We start from the raw sequence: 22,372 nt of genomic DNA, 5'->3' as shown, positions 1-22,372 counted from the left end.
GTCGCCGCGCTGGCGGGCGCGCAGCAACATGGCCAGGGCGGCGTCGTCGGTGCGCCTGGGTGCGACCGCGGGATGTGCGTGCTGTTGTGCCTGGCGGGCGATCTCCGCGCCCACCGTCCGGCCGAACGGCTGCGCTGGTCGTACGTAGTTGGTCATCAGGTCCTCCGCCCAGGACGTCGTGATGCCCATCACGCTAGGAACACCGGCGCTCCCTGGTAAGGGAACGCGCGACGAACGGGAGTGGTACAGCGTCACGCGGACACCGCCGTTCCGTCGAGCGGCCACACAGGAGCGACGAGCGGATGAGCGGTCACTCCCCGATACGGGCCGCGCACAGATACGCTCGAAGGTGTGAGCACTGCGCCGCGACTCCTCGCCACCAGCGACCTGCATGTGACGTACCAGCAGAACCGCCAGTTCGTCGAAGCGATTCGCCCGCACTCCCCCGACGACTGGCTGATCGTGGCGGGCGACGTGGCCGAGAAGTTCGACGACGTGGAGTGGGCGCTGGGCGTGCTGCGCCGCCGGTTCGCCAAGGTGGTGTGGTCGCCGGGCAACCACGAGCTGTGGACCACGAAGGACGACCCGGCGCAGGCCCGCGGCGAGGTGCGCTACAAGCAGCTGGTCGAGCTGTGCCGCAGCATCGACGTGCTCACGCCGGAGGACGAGTTCGCGGTGTTCGAGGGCGCCGGCGGGCCGGTGGCGGTGGCGCCGCTGTTCACGCTCTACGACTACACGTTCCGCCCGGCGGGCACGACGGACAAGGCGTCCGCGCTGGCCGTGGCGCAGGAGGCCGGTGTGATCTGCACCGACGAGTACTTCCTGCACCCCGACCCGTACCCGAGCCGTGAGGCGTGGTGCGCGGCGCGGGTCGAGGAGAGCGAACGCCGGTTGCGCGCCGTGGACAGCTCGTTGCGCACCGTGCTGATCAACCACTGGCCACTCGTGCGGGATCCCACGTTCGTGCTGCGGTACCCCGAATTCGCCTTGTGGTGCGGCACCGAGCGGACCGCGGACTGGCACCTGAGGTTCCGCGCGGCGGTGATGGTCTACGGGCACCTGCACATTCCGCGCACGATCCGCAAGGACGGCGTCCGCTTCGACGAGGTGTCGCTGGGCTACCCGCGGGAGTGGCAGCCGCGTGGCTGGACCGCCGCACCGCTGCTGGACGTGCTGCGCGAGGGGGACGCCCGGTGATCACGGACCTGCTCCCGCCGCCGGTGTCGGCGTTCGACACGTTCGACGATCCCGACGGGGTGATGTTGTTCCCCGAAGAGGAGGGATACGTCGCCCGTGCGGTGGACAAGAGGCGCCGGGAGTTCGCCACCGGGCGGCACTGCGCCCGCACGGCCCTGGCCGAGCTCGGCTACCCGCCCGTGCCGCTGCTGCCCGGCCCGAAGCGCGAGCCGACGTGGCCGGAGGGCGTCGTGGGCAGCATCACGCACTGCAAGGGCTACCGGGCGGCGGCCGTCGGCCGGACGTCGGAGGTGCGGACGATCGGGATCGACGCCGAGCCGAACGAGCCGACCCCGGAAGGCGTGCTGGAGGCCATCGCGGTGCCCGGTGAGCTGGCCCGGATGGGTGAGCTGAGGGCGGCGGGCGACAAGGTGGCGTGGGACCGGCTGCTGTTCAGCGCCAAGGAGACGGTCTACAAGGCGTGGTTCCCGCTGGCGCGGGCGTGGCTGGGGTTCGAGGATGCGGAGGTGACCATCAACCCGGACGACGGCACGTTCTCCGCGCGGATCCTCATCGAGCCGCCCGTGGTGGACGGCGTGGTGCTGGACGGGTTCACCGGTCGCTGGCTGGCGCGGGAGGGGTTTGTGGTGACCGCGATCGCGGTACCCGCGCGCTGATCAAGCGGTTGGGAAGGCGGCGGTATGGGCGACGAGGTCGGGCGACAGCAGTTCACCCGCGACGACCGGACGAAGTACCGCACGAAGGTGCGCCGCTGCCTGGACGTGTTCGCCCGGATGCTGAGCGAGTCGCGGTTCGAGTTCGACCGGCCGACGACCGGGTTGGAGATCGAGCTCAACCTGGTCGACGACGCGGGCGACCCGACGATGCGCAACGCCGAGGCGCTGGAGGCCATCGCCGACCCGGACTTCGTGACCGAGCTCGGCCAGTGGAACCTGGAGATCAACGTCGCGCCCCGGCTGCTGACCGGTGGCGGGATCACCGCGTTCGAGGACGTCGTGCGGACGTCGTTGAACGAGGCCGAGCACAAGGCGCGCGGCGTGGACGCGCACATGGTGATGATCGGGATCCTGCCGACGTTGCAGCCCAAGCACCTGGCGGTGGACGCGCTGTCGGGCAACCCGCGCTACACGCTGCTCAACGAGCAGGTGCTGGCCGCGCGGGGTGAGGACCTGCAGATCGCGATCAGCGGGATCGAGCGGTTGCAGCTGACCGCGGACTCGATCGTGCCGGAGGCGGCGTGCACGAGCACGCAGTTCCACCTGCAGGTGTCGCCGGAGGACTTCGCGGCGTACTGGAACGCGGCGCAGGCCATCGCGGGCGTGCAGGTCGCGATCGGGGCCAACTCGCCGTTCCTGCTGGGCAAGGAGCTGTGGCGGGAGACGCGGATCGCGTTGTTCCAGCAGGCCACGGACACGCGCAGCGACGAGCTGAAGGAGCAGGGCGTCCGGCCGCGGGTGTGGTTCGGGGAGCGGTGGATCACGTCGATCTTCGACCTGTTCGAGGAGAACGTGCGGTACTTCCCGGCGCTGCTGCCGATCTGCGACGAGGAAGACCCGGTGCAGGTGCTGGAGCGCGGCGACACGCCGTCGCTGGCCGAGCTGCGGCTGCACAACGGCACGATCTACCGCTGGAACCGGCCGGTGTACGACGTGGTGCGCGACCAGCCGCACCTGCGGGTGGAGAACCGGACCCTGCCGTCCGGGCCGACCGTGGTCGACATGCTGGCCAACGGCGCGTTCTACTACGGCCTGGTGCGCGTGCTGGCCGAGGAGGAACGGCCGCTGTGGTCGCAGATGTCGTTCAGCGCGGCGGAGGAGAACTTCACCGCGGGCGCCCGGTCCGGGATCGACGCGCAGGTCTACTGGCCGGGTCTGGGCACGGTGCCGGTGGCGGAACTGGTGCTGCGCCGACTGCTGCCGATGGCGCACGAGGGCCTGGTGCGGCTGAAGGTGGACCAGGCCGAACGCGACCGCCTGCTCGGCGTGATCGAGCAGCGCTGCCTGACCGGCGTGAACGGGGCGACGTGGCAGGCACGTGCCTTCCACCGGCACTACGACCACACCGCCCTGGACCGGCCCGAGGCGCTGCGCCGGATGCTGCGCACCTACCGCGACCTGATGCACAGCAACGAACCGGTGCACACCTGGCCGGTGTCCTGACCGGGTCAGGTGGGCTTGCCCAGCGCCATGACCGCGTCGGGGTGGCCGAGTTCGGCGGCTCGGGCGAACCACGGCCGGGGGACGTCAGCGGGCGACGGGATCGCCCGACCGGGTCGGTGTGGCTCCTTCGCCTGTGCACGAGCGGTCGCGCCGCCCCACCTCGTCAGCAGCATCCCCAGCTCGTACATGGCCTGCGCGTCACCGGCGTCGGCCGCGCGCCGGAAGCAGTGCTCGGCCCGGTCGACGTCACCGCGCCGTGCGGCCAGCACACCCAGGACGACCAGCACCCGGCGCCGGCCCGCGCCCGCGGCGTCGCGTTCCCGGAGGTCGAGTTCACCGGCGTCCGGTTCGGGCAGCGCGGCCCACAGCTGCCCGTCCACGTCGACGCCACGCGCGTCCGACGCCTCGGCCAGCCGGCGCTCGGCCTCGGCGGTCTCGCCGCGGTGGACGAGGAGCAGTGCGAGGTCGACCATCGCGGGCCTGCTCCCGAACCCGGCCGCCAGCCGGTACCACTGTTCGGCCTCACCGGTCCGGCCGGTCGCCACGAGCAGCGCACCGAGGTGGCTCATCGCGGTGACGTGACCGCCGTCCGCGGCCCGGCGGTACCAGTACTCGGCCTCTTCCAGCTCGCCCCGGGCGGCGAGCAGCTCACCCAGTTCGACCAGGAAGAACGGCACGTCGCCCGCTTCCACGGCCCGCCGCAGCCACCGTTCGGCCTCGGCGTCCTCGCCCCGCACCCGCAGCCGGGTGGTGATGACCGCGAGAGCACGGGGGTGACCCACTTCGGCCGCCGAGCGGTACCACCGCTCGTCCTCTTCGCCGGCCGGGCCGCCGGACGAGATCAGGTCGGCCAGCGCGACCATGGCCTCCGCGTCACCGCGGTCGGCGGCACGGCGCAGCTCCGCCTCCCGCCGCCCGGCCGAACGATCCTTGCGCAACCACCGCACGCTTGCCCCTTCCCCCTTGGTGGAACGAGCCGGTACCGACGATCGTTCCATGAAGGTGCGGCGTACGCTCAAGTACGCGTACGCCGCACCTTCATGGGATCGAGTCAGCTGGTCGGGAAGTTGTCCGGGGTCCGCATGCGGTCGCGGATCCAGACGCCGGCGGGCTTCAGCACGCCCGTGCCGGTGAAGGCGGAACCGGCGCAGGTGCCCTGCTTGAACACCGCGCCCGAGCGGAAGTCGTCGGAGAAGTTCCAGTTCGTCCAGCCGATCTTGTTGGCGGCCAGGAAGTCCAGGTACTTCTGGCTGTACGCGAAGTCGTTGGCACCGTCACCGGTGTAGGTCTGGGTGCCGAACTCGGTCACGAAGATCGGCAGCCGCGCCGCCGCCCGCTGCAGCGCGGCGAAGTACTCGTCCTGGTGCGAGGCCGCGTAGAAGTGGAACGTGTACATGAAATTCGTGGCCCTGATGGGATTGGCGATGATGTCCTGCTCGCTGCGCCCGTCGGAGATGCCCAGCGACCCCCAGCCGTGCGTGCCGACGAACACCACGCCGTCCGGGTCCTGCGCCCGGATCACCGGGATCATCTGCTCGGCGTAGGACTTGATGCCCGCCCACGACACGTTGTTCGGCTCGTTGGCGATGTCGTAGATGATGTTGGTCTTGTCCCGGTGCCGCTGCGCGATCTCGGTGAAGAACGTGCGCGCCAACGAGATGTTCGCGTTCGGGTCGCCCGGGTCGAGCTGGTGCCAGTCGACCAGCGCGTACAGGCCGCGCCGCGTCGCCTCCTCGATGTAGCCGTGCACCAGGTCGGTGAACTTGCGCGGGTTGGTCTCGTACCCGCCCTCCTGCACGTACAGCGAGATCCGCAGGACGTCGGCGCCCCAGTCTCCCGCCAACGCGTCCAGGGACGCGGGCTTCACGCAGTGCGCGTACCACTGGATGCCGTGCGTGCTCATGCCGCGCAGCTGGATCGGCTTGCCGTACCGGTTGCACAGCTTCAGGCCGCACACGCGCAGCTGGCCGTTGATGTCGGCGGGCCTGCCGGCGGCGTTGGCGGTGGCGAGTCGGTGCTCCGGAACGGCCGACGTGCCGACGTCGGCAGATGCCGTCGGCACGGACAGGACTGCCGCGACGAGCGGCACCAGCAGGGTCAAGGCGGGCCATCGGGTTGCCACGGGGCGCCTCCCACGGTTCAGGGGTGAGGTGGAGCACGGCGGCGGCGGTTCGGTGCGGATCAGTTAGGAAAGTTTCCTATCTGTTGATGGATCACAGCACCCCGGCCGGCTCGCTGTCAACGGTTCGAGCGACCGGAACCCGGACACCGGCGCGGCGCGCGCAAGTGGGTGCTCGCGCTCCACGCCGACGTCAACCCACTAGTAGTCGTCGCCGCCGAAGAACGTTTCCTCCAGCCGGTCCGCCGTGCCCGCGAGCAGCGCCAGCGGCTCGGTGAACTCGTGGATGTCCAGGTCCGACAACGGCAACGAGTGCCGCAGCACGACGTGCTCGCCCATGATCGCCGCGCCGCACGCGATGGTCGAGTTGCCCACCTCGGACAGGAACGCGTGCAGGTCGACGTCCACCGCCAGCCCGATCGGCGACGCGATCTGCACCCACTCGTGCAGCTTGTCGAGCACCTCGCGGACCAGGATGACCACCTGGGTCCGCTCGTCGTCCTCGTCGTACTGCTCGAAGTTGAACAGGATCCGGATCTCGCCCTCGTTCTCCGCGATCACGTCATAGGTGTCGTGCACGTACGCGGCTAGGTCGCCCCAAGTGGCCATGGTGATCACCCTACGGGCGAGACCGACGCCCACACCGCATCACCGACCAGATCGCGGGCCGCGGCCAGGTCGAGCGCACCCATCAGGTAGCGGCGGGCGCACTCGTGCGCGGGTCCCATCACCACGGGGTCCAACGCCCACAACGGGATCTCGCGCAGCTCGCCCGCCGCCATCCGGGCCGCGAACCAACGTGCGACCGGCTTGAACACCTCGGATTTCACCACCGGGTCGGCGGTGGACGGCGCGGCGTAGAGGAACCTGGCCCGGCCGGGGTGATCGGCGACCCAGCCGAGGTAGCGGGCCACGAGGGCGCGCACGGCCTTCTCCGCGTCACCGAGGTCCAGCGCCGGGACCACCGCCGCCACGCAGTGCGCGAAGCTCTCCCCGTACAGCACCGCGAACAGGCCCGCCCGGCTGCCGAAGTGGTGGTAGACGCTGCCGTTGGACACCCCGGAACGGGCGGTCAGGGCGCTGATCGTGACCGCGTCCAGCCCGCCCTCCTCGACCAGCGCGAGGGCCGCGTCGAGCACTGCCCGCTGACCGGTCGCTCTCACGGGGCTAGAGTACCGCTCTAGAGCGCCGCTCCCCTGGAGGTCACCGTGGCCCGTTCCATCCCCGATCTGCTCCGCGAACGCGTGCGCGAGACCCCGGACGCCGAGGCGCTGCGCCACCGCACCGGCGACACCTGGACGTCGTTGACCTGGGCCGAGGTCGGCGAGCACGTGCGCAGGCGGGCGCTGGGCTTTCGCGAGCTCGGCGTGCGGGACGAGGCACGGGTCGCGATCATGGCCGCCACCAGCGTGGACTGGATCCTCACCGACCTGGCCGTGCTCGCCGCCGGCGGTGTCACGACGACCATCTACCCCAGCAGCACGCCGGACGTCGTGGCGCACATCGTGCGTGATTCGCAGAGCGTGCTCGTGGTCGCCGACCCGGGGTTGGCGGACGAGGTCGACGCGAAGGTCATCACGCCCGACTGGGAGCCGGACGAGGTCGGTGGGGGTGACTACGACGCGATGGTGGACGAGCTGACGCCCGACCGGCTGGCCACGTTGATCTACACGTCGGGGACCACTGGCACGCCCAAGGGCGTGGAGCTGACGCACGACAACTGGCTCCACACGGCCGAGGCGATCCGCGAGCTGGGCGTGCTGACGCCGGACGAACTGCACTTCCTGTGGCTGCCCATGTCGCACGCGTTCGGCAAGGTGCTGCAGGTCGGGATGCTGGCGACCGGTGTGCCCACCGCCGTGGACGGTGACGTGGACCGGATCGCGGCCAACCTGCTCGAACTGCGGCCGACCGTGGTGGCCGCCGCGCCGAGGATCTTCGAGAAGATCCACCAGCGGGTGGTGGCGTCCATGCGTGAAGCGGGCGGGGTGAAGGCGAAGCTGTTCGACTGGGCGTTGTCCGTGTCCGAGCACCCCGAGTGGAAGGTGCGCCGCAAGATCGCCGACAAGCTCGTGTTCAGCAAGCTGCGGGACCGGGTGGGCGGCCGGATCAAGTACTTCGTGTCCGGCTCGGCGCCGCTGTCCCGGCCGGTGGGCGAGTTCTTCGACCGGGCGGGCATCACGATCCTGGAGGGCTACGGGCTGACCGAGTCGTCGGCGGCGTCGTTCGTGAACCGGCCCGGCGCGAACAAGCTCGGCACGGTCGGCAAGCCGTTGGTGGGCACCGAGGTGCGCATCGCCGACGACGGCGAGGTGTTGATCGGCGGGCGCGGGATCATGCGCGGCTACCACGGGCTGCCCGAGGAGACCGCCGCGACGTTGCGGGACGGCTGGCTGCACACCGGTGACATCGGGGAGCTGGACGAGGCGGGCCGGTTGCGGATCACCGACCGGAAGAAGGAGCTGATCAAGACCTCCGGCGGCAAGTACGTCGCGCCGCAGGCGGTGGAGGGCCTGGTCAAGGCGGGCAGCCCGTACATCGGCAACGTGCTCGTGCACGGCGACGGCCGCAACTACTGCGTCGCCCTGGTCACCATCGACGCCGACCTCGCACCCGACGGGTTGGACGCGGAGGCCGAGGTCGGGCGTGCCGTCGAGGAGGCGAACCGGAAGTTGGCGCGGCACGAGACGATCAAGAAGTTCGCCGTGCTGCCGAAGGACTTCTCGGTCGAGGACGAGACGTTGACGGCCAGCCTGAAGATGCGCCGCAAGGAGATCGAGTCGCGTTACAAGGACGTGCTGGACGGCTTGTACACCTGATCGGGTGTTGCCGGCCGGTGTGCCACTGCTATGGCCCACGCGCCGGCCACGAGCACGGCGACCACCTCGGTCAGGACCAGGACCCGCTCCACGTAGCCGAGCGGGATGACGCGCCACCAGGACGTGCCCACGACCGCGTTCACGCCGATCGCGTACAGGATCGGCGTGAACGCCAGGGCCGACAGCAGGCCGAACCGGAACGTCCAGCGTGCGTGCGCGCCCCACACCGGGTCGCGTCGCCACGGTCGGGCCAGCAGCGTCGCGGCGATCGGCAGCGCGATGAACGCGAGCAGGCTGCCGAAGCGGTGGATGCTGCCGCTCATGCTCGGCCCGATCGCCCAGTTGTTCTTGGGGAAGATCACGACCAGCGTCAACCCGACCGACCACGCCCCGAACGCCACCGCGCCCACCGAGTTCCACTTCGCCACGCCGTGGCGGACCAGCACGGCCAGGATCGCGACCGACCCCGCGACGAGCAGCAGCACCCCGGTGTCGAACACCCAGCGGTACGGGCCGAGGGCGTATTCGCTGATGGTGCGGCGCAGGTGCCTGGTGGACTCGCCGAGCCGGTAGAGGTCGAGGCCGCCGACGAGGGCGACGGTCAGCACGACGGCGGCAGCGCCCGCGAGGGCGACGAAGCGGGTCGGGGTGCGGGTCGGAGTGGGTTCAGCGGTCAGCACAACGGGCAGAACGGACGGCACCCCGGGTGTTGTTCCTGCGTTGGGCGAATCGACAGGTTGTCGACAGGGGGCGGGTTCTCAGCTGGACTGGCGGATCACCAGGGTCGGGGCGAACACGACGGAGCTGACCGGGCGGTCGGGGCGGTCGACCCGGTCCACCAGCAGGCGGGCCATTTCGGCGGCCATGTCCTCCACTGGTTGGCGCACCGTGGTCAGTGGTGGGTCGCACTCGACGGCGGGGCTGCTGTCGTCGAAGCCGACCACCTTGAGGTCTTCCGGTACCCGCCGACCGCCTTGGCGCAGCACCGGCAGTGCGCCGGTCGCCATCAGGTCGGAGGCGACGAACAGGCCGTCGACGTCCACCGCCGCCAGCAGTTCCTGGGCGGCTTTGGCGCCGCCCTCGCGGGAGAAGTCGCCCTCGACCACGACGGGTTCGGGCAGGCCGTGGCGGGCCGCCGCTTCGAGGAAGCCGCGCAGCCGGTCCTGGCCGGCGGGGGTTTCCAGTGGACCGGTGATGGTGGCCAGGTGGCGGCAGCCCGACGAGATCAAGTGGTCGGCGGCGAGGGCGGCGCCGGCGGCTTGGTCGACGTCGACGTAGGTGATCGACATCGGGCGGACCGGGCGGGCGGCCAGGACGACCGGGAGGTTGGCCTCGATCAGCTGGCGAGGGAGGGGGTCGGTGCCGTGGGTGTGGATCAGGATCACGCCGTCGAGCCTGCGTTGGCGGATGTCGTCCACGACCTCGCGGTGGTCGCCGGTGGTCAGCACGAGTTGCACGCCCAGTGGCCGGATCACCGGCAGGACGCCGCTCACCACCCGGCCGAAGTACGGGTCGTGCACGGTCCGGCCCTCTTCCGGCAGGACGAGGCCGATGGCTCCCGCCCGGCGGGTGACGAGCGAACGCGCCGCGCGGTTGGGTGTGTACCCGGTCGTGGAGATCGCCTTCTCCACGACTTGGCGCAGCTCACGGTCCACCGTGGCGACCCCGTTGACGACCCGGGACACCGTGGCCCGGGAAACCCCCGCGATCCGCGCGACCTCTTCCAACGTGACTGGTCTGCGGTCCACGTCAGCCTTTATACCGGGAGGTGCGGCCACGCCGAGGCGTGACCGCACCCACCCTTCACTGGTAGACGCGGACGTAGTCGACCAGCATTCGCTGCGGGAAGACCGTGGTGGCGTCCGGCGGACCGGGCCAGTCACCGCCCACCGCGTTGTTGAGCAGGATGAAGAACGGCTTGTCGAACACCCACGGGCCGCGGGTCGCCTCCACCGTCGCCTTGTCGATGGTGAGCACGGTCACGTCGTCGATGCTGAACACCATGCCCCTGCTGTTCCAGTCGACCCGGAACACGTGGAACGCGTTGGCGTAGTCCTGGCCGATGTCGTGCATCTTCCCGATGCCACCGCCGCCGAAGTACGCCGGGCCGTGGATCGTCTGGTAAGCGGTGTTCGGCTCACGGCCCAGGTGCTCCATGATGTCGATCTCACCGCTCGCGGGCCACGGGGTGCCCTTGAAGATGTCCGTGCCGAGCATCCAGAACGCGGGCCACAGGCCCTTGGTGCCCGAGACCTTGACGCGCGCCTCGAACCGGCCGTAGGTCCACGACGCCTTGCCCTCGGTGATGAGCCGGGCCGACGTGTACTGGCACGTGCCGGAACCGCTGACCGGGTCGACCGGGCACGCCGAGCCCGGCGTGACCTCCCGCCTGGCCTCCAGCACCATGTTCCCGGCGCCGTCGGTGAACGCGTTGCGGTTGTCGGTGTAGTACTGCAGCTCCGCGTTCTGCCCGGTGCCGATCTCCGGGCGCCACTTGGTCGAGTCCGGCCGGGTGCCCGCGGCGGCGTTGAACTCGTCGCTCCACACCAGCCGCAACGGGTTGCCCGGGTCCGGTGCCTGCGGCGGTGGCGGTGTGGGGCTGCCGCCGGTGCCGTAGACCTGGAACTCCCACAGCGAGTAGCCGTACTGGCTGCTGCGCTTGGTCAGGTTCACCCGCACGTACCGGCCCGTACCGTTCACGGTGAACGTCTGCTTGAACCCGGTACCCGCCGTGACGGTGTGGATCGTGGTCCAGCTCGACGCGTTCGCCGAGGTCTGGATCTCGAACCCGGTGGCGAACGCCGGGTCCCACTGCAGCACGACCTTGCTGACCTGCGCGGTGGCGCCCAGGTCGACGTAGATCCAGCCCGGGTCGACCCAGCCGGTGGTGGCGCTGGTGGCCCACCGGGTGGCCGGGTTGAAGTCCAGCGCCTTGGCCGGCGTGCAGGCCGGGCACGCGCCGTCGTCCTGGAACGACGAGGCGAACGCGGGCTTGTTGTAGGACAGCAGGCCCTCGGTGGGCGTCGAGTTCGTGCCCGTGCGGACGGCGAACTCCCACAACGACACGCCGTACTGCGTGGCGCGGGCCGTGGTGTAGAGGCGGAGGTAGCGGCCCGTGCCGGTGAAGGTGACGTTCTGCGTGCCGCCGGTGCCGGTGGTGGTCTGGTGGACCGTGGTCCACGTCGAGCCGTCCGCCGAGACCTGGAGCTGGAACGCCGTCGCGTACGCGGCCTCCCACTGCAGGGTCGCACCGCACACCTCGCGGTTCGCGCCCAGGTCGACGCGCAGCCACTGCGGGTCGCTGAACGCGCTGGACCAGCGAGTGCCGGCGTTGCCGTCCACCGCCGAGGCGGCCACGAACGGGCTGCCCGTCTCGACCGACGACGCGGTGACCGGTGCGTTGAGCGCCGCGTTGGCCGTGCCGCACTCGGCCGCCTGGGCGGTGCCGGTGGGCACGGCGGGCGCGACCAGCGCGCCGAGCAGGGCGACCGCGGTGATCAGGCGCTTCACGGGCGGCCGTCCGCGCCGCACTTGATGATCGGGTTGATGCAGTCGCGCACCCGGCGGGCGAGTTCCGCCTCCGGCCACGCGTTGAAGAAGTCGCCGTGCATGGTGAAGCCGGGCCCGGACGCCAGCCGGAACCGCGACGGGTCGCCGTTCACCGGGTAGCGCAGCACCTGGCGCAGCTTCGGCACGGGCACCGGGTGGGTCGACGGGCAGTCCGCGTTGACCGGGTACGCCATGTGGCTCTTGTGGTCCGGCGAGTCGAGGTCGCGGCCGTTCCAGCACTGCGGGAAGTCCAGGTAGGACTCCAGCATGGTGCCTGCCGGGCAGTTCACGAAGTCCTTGGACGCGCCCACGTGCCCGGCGTGCAGGCAGGACCAGCGCGAGATCGTGCTGGCGTCGGGCTGGGTGGCCTTGGCGTTGCCCGCCACGATCCGCAGGCCCAGCGGGAACGGCTGGATGCGGGCGATCACGTCGTCGCGCACGCCTTCGCCCAGGTAGTAGAACGTGGTGCCGGTGGGCTCGACGGGCTGGTTGTCCGCGTACAGCGTCGGCACCCAGTACGACGACAGGTCGGTGCCCGGGTTGCAGTTGCTCGTGCCGGCCAGCAGGGACTGCACGGTGGAGTGGGCGTTGGTCGTGCGGTTGCCGAAGAAGCTGTGCATGTGCGAGCCGCCGGGCAGGTTCGGCGCGACGATCGGGTCGTCCGGCAGGCGGTGGCTGTAGGGGCAGTCCGCGAGGAACTCGGCGACGCGCACGATCGGGCCGCTGGAGTTGGGGACGCCGAACACCTGGAACTCCCACAGCGACACGCCCCACTGGGTGGCGCGGGCGGTCGTGTAGACGCGGACGTACCGGGCGGTGGCCGAGACGGTCACGTTCTGCACGCCGACGTTGCCGGACGCGGTGGCGACGGTGGTCCAGGCGTTGCCGTCGGCCGAGGTCTGGAGCTGGAAGGAGCGCGCGTAGGCGGCCTCCCAGTTCAGCGTGACCTGGCTGATCGCGGTGGACGTGCCGAGGTCCACGCGGAGCCACTGCGGGTCGGCCGCGGCGCTGGACCAGCGGGTGCCGGTGTTGCCGTCGACGGCGGCGGAGGCGGGCGTGCCGCCGTTCTCGGTGGAGGAGGCGGTCACCGGCTTGCCCTGGGAGAGCAGTTCCGGCGCCGCGGAGGCGGGAGAGGTGACGAAGGACAGGGCGGACGCGGTCAGCACCGCGACGGTGGTGGCGGTGACCAGTCGACGCCATCGGCGAATGGTGGGGATCACGACTCCCCTTTCGGAGGGCGTTGCAGGGAGGGTGTCAGAGAGCGCTCTCACAGCGGAACGTAAGCCCGACCACCAGGGCAGTCAAGGAAAGCGACGAGTTACGGTCATCCCGCAACACCAGCGAGAGAGCGCTCTCTGACCTGAGCGTTGAATTCGGGGTACGCGAACGTAGGACACACGCGTTCTGAACGTAGGACTCGCGCGTGTGTCCTACGTTCGGAACGCGTGTGTCCTACGTTCGGGACGGGTGAGGTGAGCGTTCAGGAGAGGCGGGCGGCGGTGGGAAGGGCGGTCGGGGAGGCCGTCGGCCAGGCCAGCGGGTCGGGGCCCAGCTCCCACAGCTCGGCGACCTGGAGGGCGCACCACGGGGAGACGGGGCGGGCGCCGGCCAGGACGGCGGGGGCGAACTCGGACCACGGGACCCACTCGAACGAGTCCACCTCGTCCGGGTTCGGGTGCGGGTCACCGGAGACGCGGCCGCGGAAGACCGGGCACATCTCGTTCTCCGTGACGCCGTTCTCCATCACCGCCCGGTAGCGGAACGCGGGCAGCACCAGGTCCAGCGTCACGTCACCGAGCCCCAGCTCGTCGACCAGCCGCCGCGCCACCGCAGCCACCATCGGCTCGTCGGGCGCCGGGTGGCCGCAGCACGAGTTGGTCCAGACACCCGGCCACGTCTTCTTGTGCAGCGCACGCCTGGTCAGCAGCAGCCTGCCCGCCGCGTCGAACAGGTACGACGAGAACGCCAGGTGCAGCGGGGTGGACGCGTGGTGCACGGAAGCCTTGTCGGCCACGCCGATCCCGGCACCGGACTCGTCCAGGAGCACGACTTGTTCCACGCCTCCACCCTGCCACACCCGCGATCACCGCGCTTCGGCGAGCACCCTGGGGTTGCGCACCAGCTTGCCTGCGGCCGTGCGCGGCAACGCCCGCAGCACGTGCACCCGCTGCGGCTGCTTGAACTCGGCCAACCGCTCGGCGCACCACGCGGACACCTGCTCCGGGGTGAGCGTGTCGGACCCGGTCGAGACGTAGGCCTCGATCACCTCGTCGTGCACCGCGATCGCCTCGGTCACCAGCGGGTGGGCGCGCAGTGCCGCCTCGACCTGGGTCAGGTCCACGTTGCTGCCGCGCACCACCACGAGCGAGTCCGCCCGGCCGAGCAGCCGCAGGTTGCCGTGCGCGTCGAACTCGCCCCGGTCACCCGTTCGGAACCACCCGTCCAGGTAACGGGTGGGGTCGCCCTCGTCGAGGTACGGCGACTGGTCCAGCGCCACCTCGACCAGCCCGTCGCGCACCCGGATCGTGGTGTCGGACAGGGGCTTGCCCACCGCCGGCCGCGTCACGCCCGCCACGTCCATGGTGAGCGCGCCGGTCTCGGTGGTGCCGAAGCACTCGCCGACCGTGAAGCCGTAGGCGTCGGCGAACCGCTCCGCCACGTCCGGCCGCATCAGCTCACCGCCCGCGAACGCGCCGCGCACCGTGCGCAGCGCCGACCGGTCGGCGGCGGAGGCGAGCAGGTCGAAGTGGAACGGCACGCCGGTGATGAAGTCGACCTCGTGCCGCGCGGCGGTGCGCAGGATGTCCTCCGCCGACAGCTTCCCGGCGAACACCAGGTGCACGCCCGCGGCCAGCGCGTGCAGCAGCCCGCCCATCAGGCCGAAGCTCTGCGCGGTGGAGTTGAGCAGGAGCAGCCGCTCGCCGTGCCCCGGCATGCCCTCGGCCGCGCCGAACCGCAGCACCTCGCGGATGATCGACTCGGTGCTGCGGCCGACGACCTTGGGCCGCCCGGTGGAGCCGGAGGTGAACTGGACCAGCCGGTGCCTGGTCGCCGCGGGCCGCCCGTCGGACCTGGGTTCGGTGACCAGCTCGTAGCGCTCGCGGAACACGCCGGACCAGCCGGACGCGCGCACGACGAACTGCGGCCGGGTGAGCTCGCGCACCACCTCGACCTCGGAGGGCTTGAGCCGGTGGTCGATCGAGATCACCCTGGCGCCGAGGCTCCACAGCGCCAGCACCGCCTCCAGCTGGGTGAAGCTCGGCGGCACGTGCAGTGCGACCGTGCTGCCCTCGCCCACCCCGGAAGCGGCGAACAGGCTCGCCTCGGCGGCGACCGAGGCCCGCAACGCGCCGTGCGTCACGGTGTGGTCGTGGCTGAACACCGGCACGTCGTCGCCTTGGCGGCGCAACAGGTCGGTGACGAACTCGCGCATCGTGGCTCAGGTCTCCTTGCAGAACTCGCCGATGGGGATGCCCACGTGCCGCTGCTCGGTCGCGATGTAGCCGAGCAGTTCGTCACCGCGTTGCAGCTCGGTGACGTTGCGGACCTTCCCGCCGGGGCCGAGCACCCGCACGTGCCAGTCGTCCTGCACGGTCAGGCTCACCTCGACGCCCTCGGGCGAGTGCGCGGTGATGGTCAGGATCGGGCGTGATTCGAGCTTGGCCCGGCCGACGGTGAGCTTGCGGGTGCGTCCCTCGGAGTTGACGGCGAGCACCGTGCTGCCCGAACGCAGTTCGGACAGGTAGTTGGTGCGGTTGTCCGGGCCGAGCACGTAGGAGTGCAGGGCGCCGGCGTTGACCCGGAACGGCCGGGTCGGCATGTAGGGCAGCGGGTGGGTCTCGCTGCAGCACAGGATGAAGCCGGAGGAGAAGGAGCCGACGAGGATGCCCTCGTCCTCCTCGAAGTGCGAGGCGGTGTCCACGCAGACGCGGTCGCCGAGGCCGTTGTGGGTGATGCCGTCGACGACGAGCGTGGTGAGGTTCAGCGGCGGGGTGGTCGCCTCCAGCAGCCGGGCCAGCTTGAACACGTCGTTGGCGTCGCGCGGTGCCATCAGCACGCCGTCCGAGCCGTGCTCCAGCACGTCGAGCACGATCGCGGCCTCTTCGAGGTCGGCCACGACGGTGACGAGCTTGCCGGCCGCGCCGTCGGCGGCGGCGATGACGATCTCCAGCGGGATCTTCGTCGGATCGGTGAACGCGACCACGGTGTGCCCGAGCTTCACGGCCGCCGCGCACGCGAGCTTGAGCGTGCGGTCGTCGCGGACCTGCACGAACGCCGCGTCGGTGGTGAGCCGGTCCAGCGCGTCCTGGTCGTCCACGACCACGGTGACCAGGTGCGGGCTGTCGACCGCCGCGTCGGTGACGAGCACCCGGGTGATCGTGGGCGGCAGCGTGTCCAGCAGCGCGGGGTCGTCGGAGACGACGCCGGCGAGGCGGGCGTGCACGGCGGCGTCCACGACGGCCTCGCGGTGCGCTTCCGGGACGGTTCGGAGGTCGATCCAGGCGAACTTCAACGGTTCTCCAAGGGGTGAGAGCCCGATCGGCGTGCGGACGCCCCGCCGCTGGTCGGGGGACCGGCGGCGGGCGCGGGCGACGAGGTCATGACGAGGCCACGACGCCCGTCATCGCGCGGACCAGGTCCGCTTCGGTGTCGTCGTGGACGATCGAGGCCAGTTCCGCGACCAGCGACATCGGCGCGGGCGCGGTGAACACGCGGCGGCCGACGGCCAGGCCCGCGCAGCCGACGGCCATCGCGGTGCGGGCGTGGTCGACCACGCTGCCGCCGGTGGCCGGTCCGCCCGCGACGAGCACCGGGATCGGGCAGCTGGCGATGACGTCGGCCATCCGCTGGGCGGGCCGCGCGAGGTTGGTCTTGACGATGTCGGCGCCGAGGTCGACCGCGATGTTGACCACGTGCGCGAGCAGCGCGGGGTCGTTCGGGTCGGCGATGCGCGGACCGCGCGGGTAGACCATGGCGATCAGCGGCACGTTCCACTCGTCGCACGCCTTCGCGACCACGCCGAAGTCGGCGAGCTGGCGCTCCTCGGTGTCCGAGCCGATGTTGACGTGCACGCTCACCGCGTCGGCGCCCAGTCGCAGCGCCTCGTCCACCTCGCCGACGATGACCTTGGCGTTGGTGTCGGCGGCGTGCGCGGTGCCCGCGCTGAGGTGCACGACCAGCGCGCAGCCCGCCAGCACGCCCGGGTCGATGGTGCGCACGCGTCCTTTGTGGACGATGATGGCGTCGGCGCCGCCGACGACCACCGAGTCGATGAGCTCGTGCCACCGGTCGCGCGGCACCACCGGGCCGTCCGAGACGCTGTGGTCGAGCGGGACGAAGAGGTACCTGTCGTCGCGCGGACGGGAGAGGCGTCGCAGCCTCAACGCTTTCGTCATGTCGCTCACACCTCCTCGGTCCGCGGTGCCGGCCACTTGGCAGGGTGGTCGAACCGGTGAGCGCGGCGGGAGGTGTGAGGTGGCGATAACTCGTCAGTTATGCACCTGTTGGAGCAATCGACCGGGGGTCGTCACGACACGTCGTGGACGCCCCCGCCACACGCTCGGTCGGTGTCCGGTTTGCCCCACTGCCCTAGGCTGCCGCAGTGAACATGGAGCTCAGGCATCTCCACGTCGTGCTGACCGTGGCGGAAGCGGGCAGCATCAGTCGAGCCGCCTCACTGCTCAAGATCGCGCAGGCCGGGTTGACCGCGCAGTTGCGCCGCATCGAGCGGGGGTTCGGTGGTCCGTTGTTCCTGCGGCGCACCGACGGGGTCGAGCTGACCGAACTCGGCCGCCACGTCGTGCTGCGATCGCGTGACCTGGTGGAACGGTTCGACGACCTGCTGGTGACCGCGCGCAAGCTGGCCGAGGAGAGCGACGCCACCGGCATCCGGCTGGGCGGGGTGGCCGGTTCGCTGACGCCGTTGCTGGTGGCGGTGGTGCGCTCGCTGCTGCCGACGCACCCGCAGACCACCCACATCGAACGCACCAGCGACGCCGTGCTCGACCTGGTGCGCACCGGGAAGCTGGACATCGCGCTGGTCACGGAGTTCCCCGAGAGCCCTCTGCGGATTCCCGAACAGGTGGACTGCCGGACCGTCGTCACGGAACCGATGTTGGTCGGGATCGCGGTCGGGCACCGGCTGTCGTCGCGCACCGAGATTCGGCTGTCCGAACTGGCCGACGAGGAGTGGGCGGTGTCCGACGAGGGCTACGGCGGCGGGAGGTTGAACCTGCACCTGGCGTGCGAGGCGGCCGGGTTCACGCCGCGGTGCGCGCACTTCGGGGTCGACCCGGCGTCGGCCGCGGAACTGGTGCGTTCGGCGCACACGGTGGCGTGCTTCTTCCCGACCGGGCACGACTTACCCGGCGTGCTGCTGAAACCGATCGTGGGCAACCCCGTGCACCGGCGGGTGACGGTGGTGTGGCGGCGGGACTGCGCGGCGGCGGAGTACGTCGACGAGATCCACGCGCAGTTCCTGCGCGCCTACCAGGAGCGGATCTGGGCGCACGGCCCGCGCACGGCGAAGCTCGCCGCCACCGGGCTGACCGTGGCGGCCAGCTGACGTCCCCGCGTGAGGTCCGAGGTCCCGGGCCGTGGGCCTCGGTGCCGCCCAGCACTGACCACGGCCCGGATTCCACTGCCACCGGGAATCCGGCGACCCGACTGTGACGAATCCTCTCGTTCGCCGGTTCCAGACCTAGAGGTCGAGGTGCGCGGCGGCCACGCGCTTGGGCACGCACATCCGCCACGCGTCCACGACGAGTCCGGTCAGCTCGTCCTCGTCGATCGCGGCCAGGGTGCACTCGACCCAGTTGTACCGCAGGTCGGCGGGCGCGGGCAGGTGGAACTTGGCGGGCTCGGCGGCCACCAGCGCGTCCCGCTCCTCCTTCGGGAACGCGAAACCCAGCGTCCGCTCGTCGCGCGACAGCGCCAGGTACACGATCCGGCCGATCCGGAACTTCACCCGATCCCGGACCACCGCCTCCTCCGTGCGCGGCAGCGACCGCGCGATGCGGCGCACGTCGTCAACGGCCGACACCGGCCGTCACCGGTCCGCGTGCCGCAGCACGCTCTCCACCTCGGTGCGGAACGCGTTGACGCCGTCCTCGCCGTCCGGCGCGCCGTGGGCCTGCAGCAGGTGCAACAACGCCACGCCGTCGGCGGACCGGCGGGACAACGCGCGGAACGAGAACGCCGCCTCGTACACGGTGATCGCGGTAGCGAGCGCGGCCGCCACCGTGGCCAGGAACGCCCACAGCGCGCGCCGCCCGTCGTCGGCCACGGCCACCGCGCCCAACGCCGCCGCGCCGGTGAACAGCAGCACGGTGAGGCCCGTGGTCCAGCGTCGTGCCGTCGTGTAGCGGGCCTGTGCCTGCTCGAACCCGGCGAGCCGTTCGGCGACCCGGTGGCGCAGGTAGGCGCGGAGGAACTGCTCGCGGTGGTCGTCGGTCGCGGTCGGCGGGGCCGATGATCCGGTACTGGTCGGCGGGGCCGACGATCCGGCGACGGTCGGTGGGGCCGACGATCCGGTGTTGGTCATGTGCGGCTCACCGATTCGTGCCGGAGCCGTGCCACGGCCGTCGCCAACTCGCGGGCGCGCTCGTCGCGCTCGGCTTCGTCGACGGCGGGTGGTGCGGCCAGGTGGTCGAAGTACAGGGCGCGCAGCTGCTCGGCGCGGACCTTGGCGTCGGGGTCCTCGCCGCCGCGCGCCACCACCGCGAGCACGGCCGCCGCCGCGCCGGACACGGCGAGCAGCACACCGGGCCACGGCTGGTCGCGCAGCCAGACCTGCAAGGCGGCGAACACCGTGGTGCCGAACCCGGCGGCGATGGCGAGCACCACCAGCAGGCGTGCGCGTTCACGTGAGCTGAGGGCGGCGACCTCGCACTCGTGCAGCGCAGGCGCCACCGCCTGGTTTGCCTCGTGGATCGCGTCGGCGAGCAGCGGGTAGTCCAGCACGTAGCCGGGGTCGATCACCGGGTGCGGCTCGGGCGCCCGGAACCGCACCCGCGGCCACACCGCGGGCGGCGGCACGTCGGCGTGCAGCTTGGCGCCGGGCCGGTTGCCCAGCACCCGCCGCACCACGGCAGTCACCTTGTCCGCGCCTTCGTCCAAATGCACCACGGCGACCTGGCCGCTGCGGACGAGCACGGCGAGGTCGTCGTCGCGCTCGGTGGCACCGGTCTCGGCACCGGTCTCGACCGCGACGACCTCGGCAGCGGCGGCGGCGACGTCGGTCTGCGCGGCTGTCGGGGCGGCGGCGCGTGGCGGGCCACCGGCGATCTCGTCCGCCAGGCCGCCCGTGCCGGCGAGCACGAGCAGCGGCCGGTCGCGGCCCAGGTGGTCGACCAGCGCGGCCCGCGCCAGGTCGTCACCGCCGATCAGCAGCGCGAGCGCCGGGCGCTTGGCCCCGGCGACGGCGTCCACCGCGCGGAACAGCGCGGGCCGTTCCTCGCCCCACCGCGAGCCCGGCACGAGCACCGCCGTGTCGTGGTTCACGTTGAGCCGTAGCTCACCGTCCGCGGGCTCCGCGTCCTCCGCGGCCACCCGGCCGGACGGTGCGACGCCGACCATCCGCGGCCACCGCCCGTCCAGCGACTCGGCGGCCAGGCCGACCAGGTGCGTGACGCCGACGTCGGCGCCCGCCGTGATCACGACCGCGTCCGCGCCGGCCGCCGCCGCGAGCACCGCACGCAGCACCGGGAGCACAGCGGCGGCGAGTTCGGTGTCCGGGGTGTCGGCCGAGCCGAACACCGCGAGGACCGGGCGTCCGCGCGGCAGGCCGAGGGCGCGCGCCCGGATGTCGGCATCGGGATGGGCCAGTCGCCGCACCCGTGGGCCGGTACCCGCTGTAGGCATGCCGGGCACCCTAGCGGTGCCTCACGCGAATTTCACCCGTCCGGGCGCGAATTCCTCGCAGGTAGAGTGCTCGGCGTGTCGATTGACCCCGCCGAACTGGAAATCGCCCTAAGGGTGCTCGCCCAAGTGGACGAACTGGACACCGAGCACCCCGACGCGGTAGCCGTCCGCCGGGCCACCGCCGGCATCTGGAAGAGCCTGCGCAAACGCCGCAAGGCCGACCGGCGCGCCTCGGTCACGGCCGCCGACCGCGCCGTCATCGAGGCGACCGCGACCGGCTCACCGTCCCGCATCGACGACGAGACCCGCGGCCTGCTGCTGCGCGAGCCGGAGCCGGGCGCGAAGGCGGGCACGCTGCTGCGCGCCCGGTCCTGCTACACGTGCAAGAAGCGGTACACCGAGGTGGACGCCTTCTACCACCAGCTGTGCCCGGACTGCGCGGCGTTGAACCGGGCCAAGCGCGACCAGGGCGCGGACCTCACCGGCAAGCGCGCCCTGCTCACCGGCGGCCGGGCCAAGATCGGCATGTACATCGCGCTGCGGCTGCTCCGCGACGGCGCGCACACCACCATCACCACCAGGTTCCCGCGTGACGCGGTGCGCCGGTTCGCGTCCATGCCCGACAGCGCCGACTGGCTGCACCGGCTGCGCGTGGTCGGCATCGACCTGCGCGACCCGGCCCAGGTGGTGCAGCTGGCCGACGAGGTGGCCGCCGCCGGCCCGCTGGACATCCTGATCAACAACGCCGCGCAGACCGTGCGCCGGTCGGCGGGCGCCTACGCGCCGCTGGTCGAGGCCGAGTCCGCCGCGCTCCCGTCCGGTCCCCTGCCGGAGCTGGTGACCTTCGGGCACACCCTGTCCGCGCACCCGGTGGCGTTGGCGGGCACGCTGGCCGACACGATCCCCGCGGTCACCGCGCTGGCGCTCACCGCCGGGTCCAAGGAGATCGACGCGGGCGGCCTGGTGCCCGACGAGGCGCCGGTCAACAGCTGGGTGCAGCGGGTCGAGGAGGTCGACCCGGTGGAGCTGCTGGAAGTGCAGCTGTGCAACAGCACCGCGCCGTTCATCCTGATCTCCCGGCTGCGCCCGGCGATGGCCGCCTCGCCCGCGCGCCGCAAGTACGTGGTGAACGTGTCGGCGATGGAAGGCCAGTTCAGCCGCGCCTACAAGGGGCCGGGCCACCCGCACACCAACATGGCCAAGGCCGCGCTGAACATGCTGACCCGCACCAGCGCCGAGGAGATGCTGACCGCCGACGGCATCCTGATGACCGCCGTCGACACCGGCTGGATCACCGACGAACGGCCGCACCCGACCAAGATGCGGCTGGCCGCGGAGGGTTTCCACGCGCCGCTGGACCTGGTCGACGGCGCGGCCAGGGTGTACGACCCGATCGTGCGCGGCGAACTGGGTGAAGACCTGCACGGCTGCTTCCTGAAGGACTACGCGCCCGCCCCTTGGTGAGCCGATCGGCGCACCCGTTCACCGCAGTGTTCGCACGCCCATTCCGGTCATTCCCGACCGCAGTAATCCGAATGGGCCGAACGGGGTGCACCGGTTAACGGATCCGTGCCCGTGTGCGACTCTCCGCCGGTACGCTGAAGCTTTCGCTAGGCCGCCGCGAGGCGACGGGGGTGGGCATGGACGGCGGGCGGGCCGGTCGAGCC

Annotated in this window: 21 protein-coding genes; 6 read left to right on the top strand and 15 right to left on the bottom strand. The window is 71.5% G+C overall.

Annotation, left to right across the window (positions count from 1 at the left end; all coding sequences use genetic code 11):
- The first annotated feature begins 351 nt into the window (after positions 1–351).
- The 3 genes from A6A25_RS23735 to A6A25_RS23725 are packed head-to-tail and all read left to right on the top strand — an operon-like array spanning position 352 to position 3,356.
- Positions 352–1,197, top strand: a complete 846-nt coding sequence (locus tag A6A25_RS23735) for a metallophosphoesterase family protein (protein WP_073893382.1) — start codon at positions 352–354, stop codon at positions 1,195–1,197.
- Positions 1,194–1,853, top strand: a complete 660-nt coding sequence (locus A6A25_RS23730; RefSeq protein ID WP_073893380.1) for a 4'-phosphopantetheinyl transferase family protein — start codon at positions 1,194–1,196, stop codon at positions 1,851–1,853. The genes A6A25_RS23735 and A6A25_RS23730 overlap by 4 nt, the downstream gene beginning before the upstream one ends.
- Before the next feature lie 24 nt (positions 1,854–1,877).
- Complete coding sequence (locus A6A25_RS23725) at positions 1,878–3,356, top strand: glutamate--cysteine ligase (RefSeq protein WP_073893379.1); 1,479 nt, start codon at positions 1,878–1,880, stop codon at positions 3,354–3,356.
- Between the two features lie 5 nt (positions 3,357–3,361).
- Here A6A25_RS23725 and A6A25_RS23720 read toward each other — a convergent pair whose 3' ends face one another.
- The 4 genes from A6A25_RS23720 to A6A25_RS23705 all read right to left on the bottom strand — a co-directional run bounded on the left by A6A25_RS23720 (position 3,362) and on the right by A6A25_RS23705 (position 6,638).
- Entirely contained in the window at positions 3,362–4,294 is a 933-nt protein-coding gene (locus A6A25_RS23720; RefSeq protein WP_158073801.1) for an SEL1-like repeat protein, read from the bottom strand.
- Between the two features lie 113 nt (positions 4,295–4,407).
- Complete coding sequence (locus A6A25_RS23715; protein WP_073893376.1) at positions 4,408–5,478, bottom strand: glycoside hydrolase family 5 protein; 1,071 nt, start codon at positions 5,476–5,478, stop codon at positions 4,408–4,410.
- A 198-nt stretch (positions 5,479–5,676) separates the two neighbouring features.
- Positions 5,677–6,084, bottom strand: coding sequence for a hypothetical protein (locus tag A6A25_RS23710; protein ID WP_073893549.1), 408 nt, complete (start codon positions 6,082–6,084; stop codon positions 5,677–5,679).
- 5 nt (positions 6,085–6,089) lie between these two features.
- On the bottom strand, positions 6,090–6,638 hold the full coding sequence (locus A6A25_RS23705; RefSeq protein WP_158073800.1) for a TetR/AcrR family transcriptional regulator: 549 nt from the start codon (positions 6,636–6,638) through the stop codon (positions 6,090–6,092).
- Between the two features lie 45 nt (positions 6,639–6,683).
- On the opposite strand from A6A25_RS23705, the gene A6A25_RS23700 reads away from it, so the two are divergent.
- A complete protein-coding gene (locus A6A25_RS23700; protein WP_083668604.1) occupies positions 6,684–8,294 on the top strand; it encodes an AMP-dependent synthetase/ligase in 1,611 nt (536 codons plus the stop codon).
- On the opposite strand, the gene A6A25_RS23695 is transcribed toward A6A25_RS23700, so the two are convergent.
- From A6A25_RS23695 to A6A25_RS23660, 8 genes are all read right to left on the bottom strand, one after another.
- Positions 8,261–8,974, bottom strand: coding sequence for a DUF998 domain-containing protein (locus tag A6A25_RS23695; RefSeq protein WP_241828877.1), 714 nt, complete (start codon positions 8,972–8,974; stop codon positions 8,261–8,263). The genes A6A25_RS23700 and A6A25_RS23695 overlap by 34 nt on opposite strands.
- A gap of 78 nt (positions 8,975–9,052) precedes the next feature.
- On the bottom strand, positions 9,053–10,042 hold the full coding sequence (locus A6A25_RS23690) for a LacI family DNA-binding transcriptional regulator (protein ID WP_198932831.1): 990 nt from the start codon (positions 10,040–10,042) through the stop codon (positions 9,053–9,055).
- Between the two features lie 55 nt (positions 10,043–10,097).
- Positions 10,098–11,804: a discoidin domain-containing protein gene (locus A6A25_RS23685; RefSeq protein ID WP_338013230.1), complete on the bottom strand. Its 1,707-nt coding sequence runs from the start codon at positions 11,802–11,804 to the stop codon at positions 10,098–10,100.
- A complete protein-coding gene (locus A6A25_RS46670) occupies positions 11,801–13,063 on the bottom strand; it encodes a DUF1996 domain-containing protein (RefSeq protein ID WP_073893370.1) in 1,263 nt (420 codons plus the stop codon). The genes A6A25_RS23685 and A6A25_RS46670 overlap by 4 nt, the downstream gene beginning before the upstream one ends.
- 260 nt (positions 13,064–13,323) lie before the next feature.
- Positions 13,324–13,902, bottom strand: coding sequence for an isopentenyl-diphosphate Delta-isomerase (gene idi / locus A6A25_RS23675; protein ID WP_073893368.1), 579 nt, complete (start codon positions 13,900–13,902; stop codon positions 13,324–13,326).
- 24 nt (positions 13,903–13,926) lie between these two features.
- Positions 13,927–15,276 (bottom strand): class I adenylate-forming enzyme family protein, encoded by a 1,350-nt coding sequence (locus A6A25_RS23670; RefSeq protein WP_073893367.1) that lies wholly within the window; start codon positions 15,274–15,276, stop codon positions 13,927–13,929.
- A 6-nt stretch (positions 15,277–15,282) separates the two neighbouring features.
- Positions 15,283–16,356 (bottom strand): 3-dehydroquinate synthase II family protein, encoded by a 1,074-nt coding sequence (locus A6A25_RS23665; RefSeq protein ID WP_073893365.1) that lies wholly within the window; start codon positions 16,354–16,356, stop codon positions 15,283–15,285.
- 85 nt (positions 16,357–16,441) lie between these two features.
- Entirely contained in the window at positions 16,442–17,239 is a 798-nt protein-coding gene (locus tag A6A25_RS23660) for a 2-amino-3,7-dideoxy-D-threo-hept-6-ulosonate synthase (RefSeq protein ID WP_073893364.1), read from the bottom strand.
- Between the two features lie 212 nt (positions 17,240–17,451).
- Here A6A25_RS23660 and A6A25_RS23655 point away from each other — a divergent pair, with 212 nt between their 5' ends.
- Positions 17,452–18,408, top strand: coding sequence for a LysR family transcriptional regulator (locus tag A6A25_RS23655; RefSeq protein ID WP_083668603.1), 957 nt, complete (start codon positions 17,452–17,454; stop codon positions 18,406–18,408).
- 135 nt (positions 18,409–18,543) lie between these two features.
- Here A6A25_RS23655 and A6A25_RS23650 read toward each other — a convergent pair whose 3' ends face one another.
- From A6A25_RS23650 to A6A25_RS23640, 3 genes are read right to left on the bottom strand one after another with little or no spacing between them, the layout of a single operon-like run.
- Complete coding sequence (locus tag A6A25_RS23650) at positions 18,544–18,885, bottom strand: MmcQ/YjbR family DNA-binding protein (protein ID WP_073893361.1); 342 nt, start codon at positions 18,883–18,885, stop codon at positions 18,544–18,546.
- 6 nt (positions 18,886–18,891) lie between these two features.
- Entirely contained in the window at positions 18,892–19,386 is a 495-nt protein-coding gene (locus A6A25_RS23645) for a hypothetical protein (protein WP_073893359.1), read from the bottom strand.
- A complete protein-coding gene (locus A6A25_RS23640) occupies positions 19,383–20,705 on the bottom strand; it encodes a hypothetical protein (RefSeq protein WP_073893357.1) in 1,323 nt (440 codons plus the stop codon). The genes A6A25_RS23645 and A6A25_RS23640 overlap by 4 nt, the downstream gene beginning before the upstream one ends.
- A gap of 75 nt (positions 20,706–20,780) precedes the next feature.
- Here A6A25_RS23640 and A6A25_RS23635 point away from each other — a divergent pair, with 75 nt between their 5' ends.
- Positions 20,781–22,169, top strand: coding sequence for an SDR family NAD(P)-dependent oxidoreductase (locus A6A25_RS23635; protein ID WP_073893545.1), 1,389 nt, complete (start codon positions 20,781–20,783; stop codon positions 22,167–22,169).
- Positions 22,170–22,372: the final 203 nt, after the last annotated feature.

Origin of the sequence: Saccharothrix sp. CB00851 (assembly GCF_001905065.1) — a bacterium.
GTDB lineage: Bacteria > Actinomycetota > Actinomycetes > Mycobacteriales > Pseudonocardiaceae > Actinosynnema.
Note: the sequence above shows the minus strand (reverse complement) of the source record. Positions and strands in the feature narration are given on the sequence as shown.

Coding starts and splice junctions, on each gene's coding strand:
- A6A25_RS23725 (WP_073893379.1), top strand. CDS start 1,878: ATGGGCGACGAGGTCGGGCGACAGCAGTTCACCCGCGACGACCGGACG.
- A6A25_RS23710 (WP_073893549.1), bottom strand. CDS start 6,084: ATGGCCACTTGGGGCGACCTAGCCGCGTACGTGCACGACACCTATGAC.
- A6A25_RS23670 (WP_073893367.1), bottom strand. CDS start 15,276: ATGCGCGAGTTCGTCACCGACCTGTTGCGCCGCCAAGGCGACGACGTG.
- A6A25_RS23660 (WP_073893364.1), bottom strand. CDS start 17,239: ATGACGAAAGCGTTGAGGCTGCGACGCCTCTCCCGTCCGCGCGACGAC.
- A6A25_RS23655 (WP_083668603.1), top strand. CDS start 17,452: ATGGAGCTCAGGCATCTCCACGTCGTGCTGACCGTGGCGGAAGCGGGC.
- A6A25_RS23645 (WP_073893359.1), bottom strand. CDS start 19,386: ATGACCAACACCGGATCGTCGGCCCCACCGACCGTCGCCGGATCGTCG.
- A6A25_RS23640 (WP_073893357.1), bottom strand. CDS start 20,705: ATGCCTACAGCGGGTACCGGCCCACGGGTGCGGCGACTGGCCCATCCC.